Annotated in this window: 12 protein-coding genes and 1 other RNA gene; 9 read left to right on the forward strand and 4 right to left on the reverse strand. The window is 41.6% G+C overall.

Annotated elements, in window-relative coordinates:
* Positions 1–49: 49 nt before the first annotated feature.
* Positions 50–144: signal recognition particle sRNA small type (ffs, locus tag ABXT41_RS03395), an RNA gene on the forward strand.
* Between the two features lie 43 nt (positions 145–187).
* Here the strand turns inward: ffs and pepF are convergent.
* Positions 188–2,077 (reverse strand): oligoendopeptidase F, encoded by a 1,890-nt coding sequence (gene pepF, locus ABXT41_RS03400; RefSeq protein ID WP_415391419.1) that lies wholly within the window; start codon positions 2,075–2,077, stop codon positions 188–190.
* Positions 2,067–3,446 (reverse strand): exodeoxyribonuclease VII large subunit, encoded by a 1,380-nt coding sequence (gene xseA, locus ABXT41_RS03405; RefSeq protein ID WP_415391420.1) that lies wholly within the window; start codon positions 3,444–3,446, stop codon positions 2,067–2,069. Before xseA ends, pepF begins: the two co-directional genes overlap by 11 nt.
* 201 nt (positions 3,447–3,647) lie before the next feature.
* On the opposite strand from xseA, the gene guaB reads away from it, so the two are divergent.
* The 8 genes from guaB (at position 3,648) to purL (ending at position 14,063) form a co-directional block, all read left to right on the forward strand.
* Complete coding sequence (gene guaB, locus ABXT41_RS03410) at positions 3,648–5,117, forward strand: IMP dehydrogenase (RefSeq protein ID WP_415391421.1); 1,470 nt, start codon at positions 3,648–3,650, stop codon at positions 5,115–5,117.
* 97 nt (positions 5,118–5,214) lie between these two features.
* A complete protein-coding gene (guaA, locus tag ABXT41_RS03415; protein ID WP_415391422.1) occupies positions 5,215–6,789 on the forward strand; it encodes a glutamine-hydrolyzing GMP synthase in 1,575 nt (524 codons plus the stop codon).
* Positions 6,790–6,897: 108 nt separating this feature from the next.
* On the forward strand, positions 6,898–7,194 hold the full coding sequence (locus tag ABXT41_RS03420) for a hypothetical protein (RefSeq protein ID WP_415391423.1): 297 nt from the start codon (positions 6,898–6,900) through the stop codon (positions 7,192–7,194).
* Positions 7,191–8,501, forward strand: a complete 1,311-nt coding sequence (locus ABXT41_RS03425) for a dicarboxylate/amino acid:cation symporter (RefSeq protein WP_415391424.1) — start codon at positions 7,191–7,193, stop codon at positions 8,499–8,501. Before ABXT41_RS03420 ends, ABXT41_RS03425 begins: the two co-directional genes overlap by 4 nt.
* Entirely contained in the window at positions 8,501–9,505 is a 1,005-nt protein-coding gene (locus ABXT41_RS03430; RefSeq protein ID WP_415391425.1) for a metal-dependent hydrolase, read from the forward strand. Before ABXT41_RS03425 ends, ABXT41_RS03430 begins: the two co-directional genes overlap by 1 nt.
* A 90-nt stretch (positions 9,506–9,595) precedes the next feature.
* Positions 9,596–10,072, forward strand: coding sequence for a tRNA adenosine(34) deaminase TadA (tadA, locus tag ABXT41_RS03435; RefSeq protein ID WP_415391426.1), 477 nt, complete (start codon positions 9,596–9,598; stop codon positions 10,070–10,072).
* A 123-nt stretch (positions 10,073–10,195) separates the two neighbouring features.
* Positions 10,196–10,651, forward strand: coding sequence for a hypothetical protein (locus ABXT41_RS03440; protein ID WP_415391427.1), 456 nt, complete (start codon positions 10,196–10,198; stop codon positions 10,649–10,651).
* Positions 10,620–14,063 carry a phosphoribosylformylglycinamidine synthase gene (gene purL / locus ABXT41_RS03445; protein WP_415391428.1) on the forward strand — a complete coding sequence of 1,148 codons (3,444 nt, stop codon included), beginning with the start codon at positions 10,620–10,622 and terminating at the stop codon, positions 14,061–14,063. The genes ABXT41_RS03440 and purL overlap by 32 nt, the downstream gene beginning before the upstream one ends.
* Before the next feature lie 81 nt (positions 14,064–14,144).
* On the opposite strand, the gene ABXT41_RS03450 is transcribed toward purL, so the two are convergent.
* Positions 14,145–14,444: a c-type cytochrome gene (locus tag ABXT41_RS03450; RefSeq protein ID WP_415390133.1), complete on the reverse strand. Its 300-nt coding sequence runs from the start codon at positions 14,442–14,444 to the stop codon at positions 14,145–14,147.
* A gap of 84 nt (positions 14,445–14,528) precedes the next feature.
* Positions 14,529–15,605: a COX15/CtaA family protein gene (locus tag ABXT41_RS03455; protein WP_415390134.1), complete on the reverse strand. Its 1,077-nt coding sequence runs from the start codon at positions 15,603–15,605 to the stop codon at positions 14,529–14,531.
* Between the last annotated feature and the right edge of the window lie 62 nt (positions 15,606–15,667).

The following is a 15,667-nucleotide window of genomic DNA, read 5'->3' on the forward strand; positions in this document are numbered from 1 at the left end:
TCGATTGACTACCAGAGCTTCATTGATTTTAATAGTTTATGGTGACCCCTGTTGGTCCCTTGCAATAATTTGCTGCGAACCCCGCCAGGCCCGGAAGGGAGCAACGGTAGTAGTTAAATTATGTGCAGGATACGGCTGGCAGGGGGAGCCACCAGTTTTTAATCTTCAGCACTGAAGGCAGCCAAGTCTACTTGCCAAGAATAAGCTCCACCTCATCCATAAGCATATCCATACGTCGAATTACTGCTTCATAAACTTCTGAGGATGCCATATCAACACCTGCATTCATAAGAATCTTGTAAGGGTAGTCAGAGCCGCCCGCTTGAAGAATGCCTAGAAAATTCTGTTGGGCTTCAGGACTTCCATCTAATATTTTGTCCGTAAGAAAATATGCGGCAGAAATAGAGGTGGCGTATTGATAGACATAAAAGTTGCGATAGAAGTGAGGAATATAGGCCCATTCAACCGCATAAAGATCATCTATATCCATAACCCCTTCGTTGTGACCATAATAGCGTTTAAGTATATCGCCATATATTTTGTTGAGCTTGTCTCCCGACAGTGCGCCACCATTTTCTATCAATGTATGAATCGCTAACTCAAACTCTGCAAACTGTGTTTGTCGAAAAAAAGTACCTCTAATCTGCGAAAGCTCTTTAAATAAATAGTACAAGCGCTCCTGATCATCTACTGCATTCCTTCGCAGGTAATCAAAAAGCAGCACTTCGTTAGCAGTAGATGCAATTTCGGCAATAAATGTTGCATAGTCTGCTTTTGTGAAGGGTTGAGACTGATTAGCTATCAAAGAATGCATAGCATGACCCCATTCATGGGCAAAAGTACTGACTGACTCCAGCGTATTATCAAAATTTAATAATATGTAGGGGTGGACATCGTAAGCGGCTCCCATAACATATGCGCCACTTCTTTTTCCTTGAATTGGGTGCACATGCATCCAATTTTTATTAACTGCTTCTGTGAATGTGTTTATATAATCTTTACCCAATGGCTTTAATGCCTCTATAGTCAGCAATTTGGTTTCTTCGAGACTATATTTTTTATCTATTGAGATTACAGAGGGATAAATATCGTAATATTTTGTTTGATCTAGACCCAACATTCGCTGTCGAAGACCTATAAGTCTATGGAGGCTTGATACCTTTGTGCTAACGGTGGAAACTAAGGCCTCGTAGACCTCTCTAGGGATGTTATCCTCAGCCAAGGCTTGTTCTAACGAAGAGCTATAACCCTTAATTTTTGCCATAATGGCATCTTTTTTTACCTGTCCCTCTAGAGTGATAGCTAATGTTTGTTTGTAATTCTGAAATGTTTCCCAGAATTCATTAAATACTAACTCTCGATCTTCTCGAAGAGAAGAACCCCTATTTGAAGCATATCCTGATGGGTCTAACCTGTATTTTTTACCATCTGATAGCGTTACCTCTGGCCAAGGAATCTCTGCGTTAGTTAGTACCTCGTAGGCACTAGCTGCAGTGCTCATAGTATCCTGTAGAGCTGCAATAATTGATTCTTCTTTAGGAGAAAGAATGTGTTTTGATTGGCGTAGAGTATTTAAAATATAAAAATCATGCTCTTTGAGCGCCAAAGATTCTTTTAGGTAGGTGTGTATTTTTGTGCTCTCAATGGACACCAGTTCAGGATTTACATAGCTTACAGCTTCGCCAAACTGGACTAACAGTGTTTGAGCTAAAGAGGATCGCTCACGAAATTTGGAGTTCGCCAAATCAGTGTCTTTTGCTAAAAAGGCGTACGTATAGAGCTTCAGTAGGTCCTTGTAGACACCGGTAATCTTGTTCATGCAAGAGGCTAGAACTGCACTATTTTCGCCCAGCCTACCTTTGCAATCCCCGAGTCTTGTTATGCGTGCAGATATTTTAACACGCTTCTCTTCCCAGCTTTTTACGTCTGGATACAAATCATGCAGATCCCAAACAAAAGATTTATCTTCTAAGGTATATTTTTCTGTTGCCGGACTTGCGCTTTGTGCCAGTATTGGCTGAATCAAATACACAGAAAATAGTGCTATTGCTAAAAAACTACTGTATTTATGCGTCATTATTTTTTTCCGGTATTATTTCATCAATGGTGCTAAGCAGCATGCCGTCTATTAGTCTGGTGGACACTTGATCACCAATCCCTATATTGGCAATATGTTGTAACACTTTTTCTTGCTTATTCAAAACAATAGCATAACCTCTTTGCAGAGTATTCAGAGGGCTAATTGTATGCAAAAGTCTTGCCGTATTTCCCCATTCCTGCTGTTTTTGAGCCAAAAGCGTCAGAATACCTTTTTTCAGCTGTTGCTCTAAGAGTTCGGTTTTACCCCAAAGGCTAAAAAGTTGATTACTAGGATGTGATCGCGTAACTTTTTCATCAAGATTTCTTAAGACAATGCTGTAATTCCGAAATTTTACTGCGGTGCTCTGCTGAAGCCTTAGCTTTAGGTTTGTTAGCTGAGATTTGACGTATAAAAGAAAATCGACAGGGTTTCGTATTCTGCGATATAGGCCATCCACACGCTGCCCCTTTGCTTGCAAGTGACGAAAAATAATTTCTTTTAAGTTCTCTTCTTTTCGCTCAAAATCAAGAATAAGTGCGTTAGCATCAGGACTGACAATCACAGCAGCTGCGGAGGGGGTTTCGGCTCTGCAATCAGCTACAAAATCAGCGATCGTTGAGTCTGTTTCATGGCCAACAGCACTGATGATGGGAATACTGCTATCGTAAATAGTTTGAGCAAGTTTTTCCTCGTTAAATGCCCATAAGTCCTCTAGTGATCCACCACCACGCGAAAGAATAAGAACATCACAAGTTTTATCTGTATTCGCGCAAGTTATCCTATTAGCGAGCTCATATGCAGCACTATTGCCCTGAGAGTTACTCCCTTGCACTATGCTTGGATAAATAGTGACTCTTGTTGCTGGGTATCGCCTTTTTAGAACCGACAATATATCTTGCACAGCTGCCCCTGTAGGCGACGTTATAAGTCCTATTCTTTTTGGGTAGGCTGGCAGAGCTAGTTTGTGTTTGGCATCAAACATACCCTGCTGCAACAAGCGTTCTTTTAGCTCATCAAATTGTCTCTGTAGGGCGCCGAATCCTGCTTTTTCAATATGTTCGATAATAAGCTGGAAGTCTCCGCGGCCTTCATAAATGCTCACTCTACATCGAGCTAATATCTTTGCTCCATTGTCAGGCATAAAACGACTTTTAGAATTTTGGCTACGAAACATAGCGCAGCTTATTTGGGCAACTTCGTCTTTAAGCGTAAAGTACCAGTGACCAGACCCAGGTTTAGATAAATTGGATATTTCTCCCTCTACCCAAATTAAAGGAAACTGAGCTTCCAGCAACTGACGAGCTCTTTTGTTGAGCTGGGAAACGGTATATGTGGTAAGTGATCTTTCCATTACTTTATTCTCCATTCTTGTCGCCTGGAGTCAACGAATAAATTCATAGTTTAAATTTGTTGCGAGGTCTTATTTAGACAATAGATTAAAAATAGTGTTTTTCGTTGACCGTAGGCTTATAATAGCTCGCTTGCTTTAATCGCTCTCTGTTTGTTGTTTATTTTGCCAGAAACCAACAGTGTTAAAAAAAATTTTATGATGAGGTAAGCTAAACAGATGCTAAGAATAGCTGAAGAAGCATTAACCTTCGATGATGTCCTATTGGTCCCCGGCTACTCCGAGGTCACCGCAAAAGATGTTTCACTTAAAACCCGCTTGTCCCGATCTATCGATCTAAATATACCTCTTGTTTCAGCTGCAATGGATACAGTTACTGAGTCTCGGCTTGCTATTGCATTAGCTCAAGAGGGCGGTATTGGTATTATTCATAAAAGCATGAGTATCGCGCATCAAGCCCAAGAGGTTCGGGCTGTTAAGAAATACGAGAGTGGCGTTGTCAAGGATCCAATAACCATTAATGCCTCTGCATCAGTCAGAGAACTGGTGGAACTAACTGCGGAATACAACATTTCTGGGGTCCCGGTATTAGAGGATGGCGAACTTGTTGGTATTGTCACGCGTCGCGATGTGCGTTTTGAGCCTAGTCTAGATTTACCTGTGTCAGCGATAATGACACCCAAAGAAAGGCTAGTTACTGTGCTTGAGGGTGCTAATGCTGAAGCAATCAAAAGCTTGCTTCACAAGCATCGAATAGAAAAAATATTAGTTGTTAACAAAGCGTTTCAATTGCGCGGCCTAATAACTGTAAAAGATATAGATAAAGCTGAAAAGTTCCCGAATGCCTGCAAAGACGATCAAGGTCGTCTGAGGGTAGGGGCATCAATCGGCACCAGTCCAGATACAGATGATAGAGTCTCAGCTTTAATAAAGGCTGGAGTTGACGTGCTCGTCATAGATACAGCCCACGGACACTCTTTCAATGTTATAAGTCGTGTTCGTCAAATTAAAAATCAACACCCATCAGTAGATGTAATCGCCGGGAATATTGCTTCTGCAGAAGCTGCAATAGCATTAGCTGAGGCAGGTGCTGACGGTGTAAAGGTTGGGATTGGCCCTGGTTCAATATGTACCACTAGGATTGTTACCGGTATCGGAGTGCCTCAAATCACAGCTATAGCTAATGTTGTTGAAGCCTTAAAGAACAAAGATATCCCTATTATTGCTGATGGGGGTATTCGTTTTTCTGGTGATGTCGCTAAAGCCCTAGCGGCTGGTGCGCACTCTGTCATGATGGGCTCAATGTTCGCCGGAACAGAAGAATCTCCAGGCGAGATAGAATTTTACGAAGGACGCACCTATAAGTCCTATCGCGGAATGGGATCTATGGGCGCCATGTCCCAAACAATTGGTTCGAGTGATCGTTATTTTCAGGATTCTTCTAAAGGTGCAGAAAAGTTAGTGCCAGAGGGCATCGAAGGGCGTGTTCCTTACAAGGGTCCGATAGCATCTATAATTCACCAAATGATGGGCGGAGTGAGGTCTGCTATGGGTTATACCGGTAGCGTAGATATAAATACATTGCGGACAAAGCCAACCTTTGTTCGTGTTACTACGGCGGGAATGAATGAAAGCCATGTGCACGATGTATCCGTTAGCAAAGAAGCGCCGAATTATCCTCGAAGATAATTATTCTATTTAGAATTTACTTATGTATAAAGGGGCTGCGAATTGCAGCCTTTTTAGCTCTCTATTAATAAACAGACAGATGGCCTTATAATTCACTATGGTTAATATTAAATCTAAAAAAATTCTAATTCTTGATTTTGGCTCCCAATATACCCAGCTTATTGCAAGAAGAGTAAGAGAGGTTGGTGTATATTCTGAGATTCGGGCATTTGATATGAGTAATGCTGAAATCGTTGAATATAATCCCAGTGGGATAATATTAGCAGGTGGCCCAGAATCTGTGGCAGAAGGAAAGTCTCCAAGAGCCCCCACTCAGGTATTTGAAATAGGGGTTCCCGTATTAGGTATTTGCTACGGTATGCAAACGATGGCAGAGCAACTGGGCGGTGAAGTTCAAAGCTCAAATGCTCATGAATTTGGTTCCGCCCGAATAAAAGTTCATAGCGATAGCCTGCTGCTCGAAGATCTGGCAGACCAAATTGACCAAAAAGGTTGTAGTTGGCTTGATGTATGGATGAGCCATGGTGATCAGGTTGCAAAGATGCCATCGAGCTTTAGGCTGATGGCTTCAACTGACTCGTGTCCAATTGCAGGCATGTTTGATCAATCTAGACAATTTTATGGCTTGCAGTTTCATCCTGAAGTAACCCATACGCTTCAAGGTATGGGTATATTTGAGAAGTTCATTGTTGACATCTGTCAATGCGAAAAATCATGGACTCCAGCTATGATTGCTGAAGACGCCATAATGTCCATTCGTGCACAAGTTGGAGCTGATAAGGTTTTACTGGGACTGTCAGGTGGCGTTGATTCATCAGTTGTTGCCGCCTTGCTGAGCAAGGCGATTGGCGATCAGTTAACTTGTGTATTCGTAGATAATGGATTGCTGAGAAAAAATGAAGGTGCACAGGTTATGGACATGTTTGCCAAGAATATGGGGATAAAGGTTATACGTGTTGATGCGGAAGAGCTCTTTTTGAAAAGACTTGCAGGAGAGGTTGATCCTGAACAAAAACGTAAAATCATTGGTAAGACCTTTATAGACATTTTTGACAAAGAAGCTACAGTTATTGAAGACGTTAAATGGCTGGCACAGGGAACCATTTATCCGGACGTTATTGAGTCAGCTGCTTCTAAAACCGGAAAGGCTCATGTGATAAAATCTCACCACAATGTGGGCGGTCTTCCTAAAGCTATGAAAATGGCGCTAGTTGAGCCTTTGCGTGAACTGTTTAAGGATGAGGTACGGAAAATTGGTGTTGAGCTAGGGCTTCCTTATCACATGGTATACCGGCACCCATTTCCGGGGCCTGGGCTGGGTGTCAGAATTTTAGGGGAAGTTAAGAAGGAGTATGCCGATTTACTGAGAGAAGCAGACGCCATTTTTATCGAGGAGCTACATAATTCAGACTGGTATCATAAAACAAGTCAGGCATTCGTAGTTTTTCTTCCCGTAAAGTCTGTAGGTGTAGTAGGGGACGCTCGTCGATATGAATATGTGATTGCGCTAAGAGCCGTAGAGACAATTGATTTTATGACTGCAAGATGGGCTCACCTTCCCTATGATTTATTAGAAAAGGTATCCAATAGAATAATTAACGAAATTAAAGGGATATCTAGAGTGGTTTATGATGTTTCTAGTAAGCCGCCTGCAACTATTGAGTGGGAGTAGTTATTATAGTTTAAGTTATTGATATTAAATAATATAAAAACCACGTTACTACTAAGTGGAAGTAGTTTTTTCTGTGTGCAATGAATTGGAAACTGAAATGGAAGTTAAATGAAAAACGGGAAAAACACTTACATTGATGCGGATGGCAGCAAATATGTCGGTGAATTCAAGGATGATAAGTATCACGGACAGGGTACTTTAACTGTTGTCGATGGCAGCAAGTATGTTGGTGAGTTCAGGAATGACATGCCGCACGGGCAAGGAGCCTACAGCTTCTCCAACGGAGATCGATATGTAGGGGGGTTCGAGAACAGCACAAGAAGCGGGTATGGTATCTATACTTACGCTGACGGCGAGGAACATCGCGGTGAATGGAAAAATGATGCAATAGTGGGTATTAAATGAAGAAATTATCACTTCATTGGCAAATACTGATTGCGCTAGCCTTAGCGGCAGTGGTGGGCTCAATTTTAAAGCAAGGGTCAGCTAATGGTCCCCCTGATGCATTTCTGGGTATTGCGTACATCACAATTTTTGAATACATCGGAAATCTTTTTCTTAACGCGCTAAAAATGATCATTGTCCCGCTGATTGTATCTTCTATAATTGTTGGAGTGGCCGGCATGGGTGTCTCCATGAATCTTAGGTCAATTGGGATTCGTACACTAAGCTTTTATGCAGCAACCACGCTACTTGCCATACTGATTGGATTAAGTTTAATTAATCTCGTATCCCCCGGTTATGTTAATGGTCAGCCTGCGGGCGAGCTTCTTGCATTGAATGATCATGATGTGGTAGTTATTGAGCAACGGATAGAAGGTAGGGGTATAGGCGACGTAGCAGGTATTTTTACTCGAATGGTGCCACCGAATATTATAAAAGCAGCCGCAGAGGGTCAAATGCTTGGATTGATCTTCTTTGCCATTCTTTTTGGGTACTTCATGACAAAACTACCCGTTGACCTAAAGGATCCATTGTTTCGCTTTTGGAGTGCGACTTTTCAGGTAATGATGAGCATGACTGAATGGATCATGAGGTTTGCTCCTATAGGTGTTTTCGGCCTAGTCGCAGGAGTAATAGCAAAAACAGGCTTCGTCGCAGTAAGGCCTCTCGCGATATTTTCTTTAACGGTATTTGTTGCGCTGTGCGCTCATGCCCTAATAGTACTGCCCTTGTTGTTAAGATTGATTGCAAAAGTGAATCCGCTGAGTATGCTCAAGGCGGCATCACCGGCGCTGCTTACTGGCTTCTCGACAGCATCTTCATCTGCAACTTTGCCAGTGACTATGAGGGTCCTTGAAAAAAATGTAGGAGTCTCTAGCGGTATCTCAAGTTTTGTTTTACCGCTTGGTGCAACTGTAAACATGAATGGGACTGCTTTGTATGAGTGTGCAGCTGCAATGTTTCTTGCGCAAGCATACGGTTTGGAGTTAAGTTTTGGAATTCAATTTACAATTGTAGTTGTTGCCTTGCTGACCTCCATTGGTGTTGCAGGAGTTCCCTCTGCCTCCTTGGTGGCTATCGCTATCATCCTGGGCAGTATTGGCCTGCCAGTTGAGGCAATTGGTGTCTTAATGGTCTTTGATCGATTGCTAGACATGTGTCGCACCAGCGTTAATGTCTGGGGTGATATGGTATGTGCAACGATTATATCCCGTTTGTCTGGAGAGCAGACCAAAATACATATTGGGCTCACTGGAAAAGACAGATAATGGATCCAGTCAGCCAGGGCATTCTAGGCGCATCTTTTTCACAATCAGCGGTCCAAAATAAGAAGCTATTGGGTCTTGTGGGTTTTATTGGTTTCATGGCTGGTATGGCTCCTGATCTAGATATTTTTATACAATCCCATGAGGACCCTCTTCTTTTTTTAGAATTCCACAGACAATTTACCCATGCTCTCGTTTTTATTCCTTTTGGCGGCCTGATTTGCGCATCATTATTTTTTCTTTTTTCCAAAATACGCCAATCCATTTCCTTTAAAAAAGTATGGATATCTTCAACAATTGGCTATGGCACTCATGGGCTTCTAGATGGATGTACAAGTTACGGGACATTGCTTTTCTGGCCTTTTAGTTATGAGCGCATCAGCTGGAACAACATCTCTATCATTGATCCTTTGTTTACTGTCCCGTTAATTATATTTGTATTTTTAAGCATTTATTTAACGAAGGTATCTTTTGCAAGATTTGCTGTTATTTGGGCTTTATTCTACCTGGCGGTCGGCCTAGTCTTGAATGATAAGGCGCTTGATATCGGTAAAGATCTAGCTGATGACAGGGGTCATCAAGTTGATCGTATTGTCGCAAAACCTACTTTTGCTAATGTATTTTTATGGAAAGTCATCTATGAGTCAAACGGAAAATTTTATACGGATGGGGTAAGACTGCTTCCAAGAAAAAAAATATTCCCGGGAACCAGCGTCAACAAACTTAACATCTCAAGAGACTTCGCATGGTTAGATAATGCATCTCAACAAGCGCATGATATAAAGCGATTCAACTGGTTCAGCCAGGATTATCTGGCTGCATCACCCGAACATCCAAATCAAATTATCGATATAAGATATTCTCTGCTGCCAAACCAAATATCAGGCCTGTGGGGAATAGAATTAAACAAAAGTGCTGAGGCTAGTGAGCATGTTAAATATATTAGTACTCGCAATATATCTAAGGGTAGATTCAAAGATTTATTATTAATGATTTTTGGCGATTAAAGTGTATTTTTGAGGCAAGAATGCTTTGAATGCACGAAGAAAATACAGTAAATTTTTTCTAGTTATATCGAAATAGAAAAAGGATTATAAATGCAAAATAAAGAATTGAATTCTATAGATACTGAATGGATGAAAAAAGCTTTAAGTCTTGCAAAAAAAGCTTTAAGTATAGGTGAAGTTCCTGTTGGAGCATTAATAGTGAAGGATCATACAATGATTGGCAGAGGCTACAACTCACCAATCTCTTGTTGCGATCCTACAGCGCATGCTGAAATTTCAGCCCTCAGAGATGCGGCACTAAATATAAAAAATTACAGGCTATCAGGTGCGACTCTGTATGTGACAATAGAGCCCTGCACAATGTGTATTGGAGCAATAATACATGCTCGCATAGCACGATTAGTTTATGGGGCTCTTGAACCAAGAGCGGGAGCGGTTGTTAGTAACCTGGAGTTGCCCATCCTGCCTCACTACAATCATAGACTTGATGTTCAGGGCGGAGTTATAGCCGAAGAGTGTGGCGCCCTAATAAGCAATTTTTTCAAAAATAAAAGATCTTTAACCTAAAGCCCTTGAAACGTTAACTTTTGCATATTTATATAAGGCAACAATTCGTCATCCCATGACGAACATGGGACATTTCCAGTACAATAGATATAAATCTATGATTGCTTTCGAGACTTATTAAAAATGCTTATTTTCCAAGGCTTGCCAGCGCTTTCTAAATTTCGTAATCAGAAATTACTTACATCTATACAGGATATAGAGTCCTCTGTAACTGCTCTTTATGTCGAATATATTCATTTTGTTGAGGTCAATAAAGCACTAACAGCCGAGGAATCCTTAATTATAGCTTCGTTGCTAAAATATGGCCCTAGGGCTGCCGCTATTCAACCAAAAGGTGACCTCTTGCTGGTTACACCTCGTCCTGGCACCATTTCCCCATGGTCAACCAAAGCTACAAATATCGCACATAACGCCGGATTATCATCAGTTAGCCGCATAGAAAGGGGGATTGCGTACCATCTTGAAGGTAATACAAATATTACTGCCAACAAGCTTCTACATTCTTTAATTTGTGACCGTATGACAGAAGCGATTTTCTTGGCTATGAGTGAAGTTGAGTCTCTTTTTTGTGGCCCATGATCCAGCCCAAACAATGACAATACCTGTGCTGACTGAAGGAAAAGCCGCCATGCAGAAAGCTAATATGGATTTAGGTTTAGCTTTGGCTGACAATGAAATTGACTACTTAGTCTCTAGCTTTTTTCATCTTCAAAGAGATCCCACTGATGTAGAGCTAATGATGTTTGCGCAAGCTAACTCAGAGCACTGTCGCCATAAAATATTTAATGCCTCCTGGACTATTGACAATAAAGATGAGGGTAGTTCTCTTTTTGAAATGATCAAGAATACCTATAAGAAAAACGATGAAAATGTTCTTTCTGCCTACGATGACAATGCTGCAGTTATAGTCGGTACAGATGCTGGAAGATTTTTCCCAAATCCTACAACTAAGACTTATGAGTCGTACTTTGAGCCAGTCAATATATTAATAAAAGTTGAGACTCATAATCATCCAACCGCTATATCTCCTTTTTCCGGTGCGGGCACGGGCTCCGGAGGAGAAATACGAGATGAAGGAGCTGTAGGTAGGGGGTCAAAACCCAAAGCTGGGCTAACTGGATTTACCGTCTCCAATCTTAATATTCCAGAATTCACTCAGCCCTGGGAAACACCCTATGGCAAGCCTGATCGGATTGTTTCTGCTTTAGATGTCATGATTAATGGTCCCCTAGGTGGAGCGGCATTCAACAATGAATTCGGGCGACCTAATCTTTGCGGGTATTTTAGAGTGTTTGAAATGGACCACGAGGGTGAGCGACGCGGCTATCACAAGCCGATAATGATTGCCGGCGGTTACGGCAACATCCGAACCGAGCATGTTGAGCAGTTTGAATTCGATGCGGGATGTAAACTTATCGTAATTGGTGGCTCCGCTATGCTTATTGGCCTGGGGGGTGGAGCAGCCTCATCAATGTCATCCGGAGTGAGCGCTGAAGACTTAGATTTTGCTTCCGTGCAGCGTCAAAATCCAGAGATGGAACGCCGATGTCAGGAAGTGATTGATCAATGCTGGCAACTTGGCAGCTTGAATCCAATTGCGTTTATTCATGATGTGGGAGCAGGCGGTCTGTCTAATGCTTTTCCGGAGCTAGTTAAAGATGGGGGATGTGGGGGGAAGTTTGAACTAAGAAATATACCTAACGATGAATTAGGCATGTCTCCTCTTGCCATCTGGTGCAATGAAGCACAAGAACGATATGTGATGGCAATTAGTCCTGACAATATGGCTGTATTTGAAGCAATCTGCCAACGAGAGCGATGCCCGTATGCCATTGTTGGGGAATCAACAACAAATAAACAAATAGTGCTCTCCGATAAACATTTTGGCGACAATCCAATTGATTTACCTATGTCGGTATTGTTTGGTAGCCCTCCTAAGATACACAAAAATATACAATCCATGCGATCAGCTTTAACCTCATTTGATTTCTCTGGGATCTCAATCAATGAAGCAATTGATCGTGTGTTAAAGCATCCAACCGTTGCCAGTAAAAGCTTCTTGATTACTATAGGTGATCGAAGCGTTACTGGGACAGTAGCAAGAGACCAAATGGTTGGGCCATGGCAGGTGCCTGTTGCAGACTGCGCTGTCACTACCTCCGGTTACGATTCCTACAGTGGCGAGGCTATGGCGATGGGGGAGCGTTCGCCACTTGCGCTATTGAATGCTCCGGCATCTGGAAGAATGGCAATTGGCGAAGCCATTACAAACATTGCTGCTTGTAATATCAAGCAGATCTCAGATATTAAATTATCAGCAAACTGGATGTCTTCATCAGGGCAGCCAGGAGAGGACGAAAAACTTTATCGCACTGTTGAGGCAGTAGGAATGAATTTTTGTCCCGAACTAGGCATCACAATTCCAGTAGGAAAAGACTCTATGTCTATGCGCACCTCATGGAAAGAAAGAGGAGAAAACAGAGCTGTAACTTCCCCTCTGTCGCTCATAATTACTGCATTTTCACCAGTCCGAGATGTAAGAAAAACTCTCACACCCCAGCTAAAAAATGACCTAGGCGACACGATACTTCTTTATATTGATTTGGGTGAAAATAAAAATCGTATGGGGGGATCCATACTTGCTCAGACATACAATACGCTCAGCAATAACAGTCCAGATGTAGACGACACTAGAATACTTAAGGCTTTCTTCGAAGCTATTCAAGAGCTAAATAACGATGGCAACATTATTGCCTATCATGATCGATCAGATGGTGGTTTATTTACAACTTTGGTCGAGATGTCCTTTGCAGGGCATGTTGGGATTGATATTAACTTAGATGAACAGAAGGCTGATTCACTAAATATCCTTTTTAATGAAGAGTTGGGCGCTGTAATACAAATCGCCACAAAAAGCGCCGAGTATGTCAAAAAATATTTCTCTAAAATAAATATTTCCGCAACTACAATTGCAAAGTTAAACAGCTCAGAAGCAATTACTATTAGTCGCGACAGTGTTCTGTTGTATAGCAAAAACTTTCTTGAGTTACTGAGAGACTGGAGCGAGACAAGCTTTCAGGTTCAAGCAAAAAGAGACAACAGTGAGTGCGCGAAACAGGAGTTTGATGGGCTACTTATTCACGATCCAGGTATCAGTGTTGATTTAGCCTTCGATATAAATGAAAACATCACCAAATCTTATATCAACAGCGCTGCAAGGCCTCGCATTGCAATACTTCGAGAGCAAGGTATAAATGGCCAAGTTGAAATGGCTGCAGCCTTCGATCGAGCCGAATTTGATTCCATTGATGTCCATATGAGCGATCTCCTGAGCGGAAGAGTAAAGCTTAATAGTTTTAAAGGCTTGGTGGCCTGTGGTGGCTTTTCTTATGGAGATGTTTTGGGGGCCGGAGAGGGGTGGGCAAAAACAATTTTATTCAATGAAAGATTAAAAGAAGAATTCCAAGCATTTTTTAATCGAAATGATAGCTTCTCTTTAGGGGTTTGCAATGGCTGCCAGATGCTATCTAACCTAAAGGAGCTGATTCCTGGGGCGGAGCGCTGGCCAAAGTTTATCAGAAATACTTCTGAGCAATTTGAAGCTAGGTTTTCGCTAGTTCGCATTGAACCCAGCCCATCTGTATTGCTATCAGGTATGGCTGGTTCAGTCATGCCTGTAGCAGTTGCTCACGGTGAGGGTAGAGTGGAGTTTAAAAACAATAGTGAAGCTAAAAAATACAACTCTTCAGGTGGCGTAACACTTCGATTCATAGATAACCTTAAGCAAACAACAGAACGTTACCCCTCAAATCCAAATGGTTCATTGATGGGGATTACGGGCGTCACCAGCACTGATGGCCGAGCTAACATTATGATGCCTCACCCAGAAAGGGTATTTCGTGCAGTTACAAACTCGTGGCATCCAAGTGATTGGAAGGAAGATGGCCCATGGTTACGGTTATTTCGTAATGCTAGAATGTTTGTTGATTAGCCCATCAAAAGATTAAAATTTGATTAGAAAATCCCCAATAACTACTTGGCTACTGGGGATTTCCCACTAATACTGACTTAATCAAAGTCCAGAATAGTAAGCTGCTAAATTGTCAGCATCTTCATCAGACAGCGTTTTAACCATATTGTTCATCATCGCATTTATTCGCTTGCCATCTCTGAAGTGCTTTATTTGCGCTGCTAGATAGCCAGCTTGCTGGCCTGCCAAATTTGGCCACATGGGATTTGCACTAATTCCAGCGGCGCCATGGCAGCCGGCGCAAACCATTGCTTTTTCTTTTCCAGCAGCAGCATCTCCAGCAAAAGCTGGGGATGCTGCTGCTATAACCAAAATAATTGCTAAACCTACAATTTTTTTCATTTAAAACTCCAAATTATAAAAAGTTACGGCCTAAAAAATTTAGACACCATCTATACGCACAGCAAGAAACAAATACAATAATTCTTAACCTGTAGTTTGTAGTATCTTTTTGATGTCACAGAAGGAGCGACTCAAAAATAATGAAGCTGTTAGTAATGCTACAGCAGTCGCCTGATGAGCCGCTGCAAATACAACAGGTACATGCATTAATATAGTCGCTATACCTAAGCAAATCTGAGCAATCAGCAATACAGCCATACAAACTACGCCAGCTCGCAATTCTATTGATTTAAGCCTGTATAAGGCGTTAATAGAAAAACTACACACAATTACGAATAATATATACGCAAGAATGCGATGATTGAACTGGATAGTAGTCACGTCTTCAAATGCAGCCAACCAAAAAGGCATCATACTGTACAATCCTGAGGGAATAAATGTTTCACCCATCAACGGAAATGTAGAGTAGGCTAATCCTGCGCGAGTTCCTGCTACAAAGCCCCCAGAAAGGATCATAAGGAACAACAATGCCGTGATGGTGTAGGCAGAGACCCTTAAGAGCTTGCCAATATCAGACACCGATCTAATAAAAGAGGCCTTTCTTTCTCCCATTAACCCAAATGCAACCCACAGAATGTACGAATAAATAACAACCGCATTACCAAGGTGTGCTGTAAGACGGTATTGGCTAACCGAAGGATTGTTAATGAGCCCGCTTTTCACCATGTACCAGCCCAACAAACCCTGAAAGCCACCTAAAGCAAAAATAGCTAACAACTTAGGTGTTAATTTCTCCTGAATACGCCCTGTAAAATAAAAAAATAAGAAAGGAATTAAAAAGATTATTCCTATAATTCGACCTAAGATGCGATGAAGATATTCGTACATAAAAATATACTTATACTCTTCAATGCTCATCCCTTTGTTAACTTTCTGGTATTCTGGAAATAGTTGGTATTTCTGGAAGCTATCTTGCCAATCCTGATCGCTTAATGGTGGAATTATCCCCATTAATGGCTTCCACTCAACCATTGAAAGACCAGAGTGAGTCAAACGAGTAACCCCGCCTAAAACGATCATACAAAAAATCATGCCGGCACAAAAAAGTAGCCAAATGTAAATTTGACGACTATGGGTTGCATTAGCTTTAAGTGTAGTCATGAGATTTTTTACATGAAAAAATATTTATCTATTTTAATAGAATTAAATAATCAGGCAATAAT

Origin of the sequence: Porticoccus sp. Uisw_050_02 (assembly GCF_047729555.1) — a bacterium.
In the GTDB taxonomy this organism is placed as follows: Bacteria; Pseudomonadota; Gammaproteobacteria; order Pseudomonadales; family Porticoccaceae; genus Porticoccus.

Bases quoted from the DNA above. Each gene is read 5' to 3' on its own strand.
- pepF (WP_415391419.1), bottom strand. From the start codon at position 2,077: ATGACGCATAAATACAGTAGTTTTTTAGCAATAGCACTATTTTCTGTG.
- xseA (WP_415391420.1), bottom strand. From the start codon at position 3,446: ATGGAGAATAAAGTAATGGAAAGATCACTTACCACATATACCGTTTCC.
- guaB (WP_415391421.1), top strand. From the start codon at position 3,648: ATGCTAAGAATAGCTGAAGAAGCATTAACCTTCGATGATGTCCTATTG.
- guaA (WP_415391422.1), top strand. From the start codon at position 5,215: ATGGTTAATATTAAATCTAAAAAAATTCTAATTCTTGATTTTGGCTCC.
- ABXT41_RS03420 (WP_415391423.1), top strand. From the start codon at position 6,898: ATGAAAAACGGGAAAAACACTTACATTGATGCGGATGGCAGCAAATAT.
- ABXT41_RS03425 (WP_415391424.1), top strand. From the start codon at position 7,191: ATGAAGAAATTATCACTTCATTGGCAAATACTGATTGCGCTAGCCTTA.
- ABXT41_RS03430 (WP_415391425.1), top strand. From the start codon at position 8,501: ATGGATCCAGTCAGCCAGGGCATTCTAGGCGCATCTTTTTCACAATCA.
- tadA (WP_415391426.1), top strand. From the start codon at position 9,596: ATGCAAAATAAAGAATTGAATTCTATAGATACTGAATGGATGAAAAAA.
- ABXT41_RS03440 (WP_415391427.1), top strand. From the start codon at position 10,196: ATGCTTATTTTCCAAGGCTTGCCAGCGCTTTCTAAATTTCGTAATCAG.
- ABXT41_RS03450 (WP_415390133.1), bottom strand. From the start codon at position 14,444: ATGAAAAAAATTGTAGGTTTAGCAATTATTTTGGTTATAGCAGCAGCA.
- ABXT41_RS03455 (WP_415390134.1), bottom strand. From the start codon at position 15,605: ATGACTACACTTAAAGCTAATGCAACCCATAGTCGTCAAATTTACATT.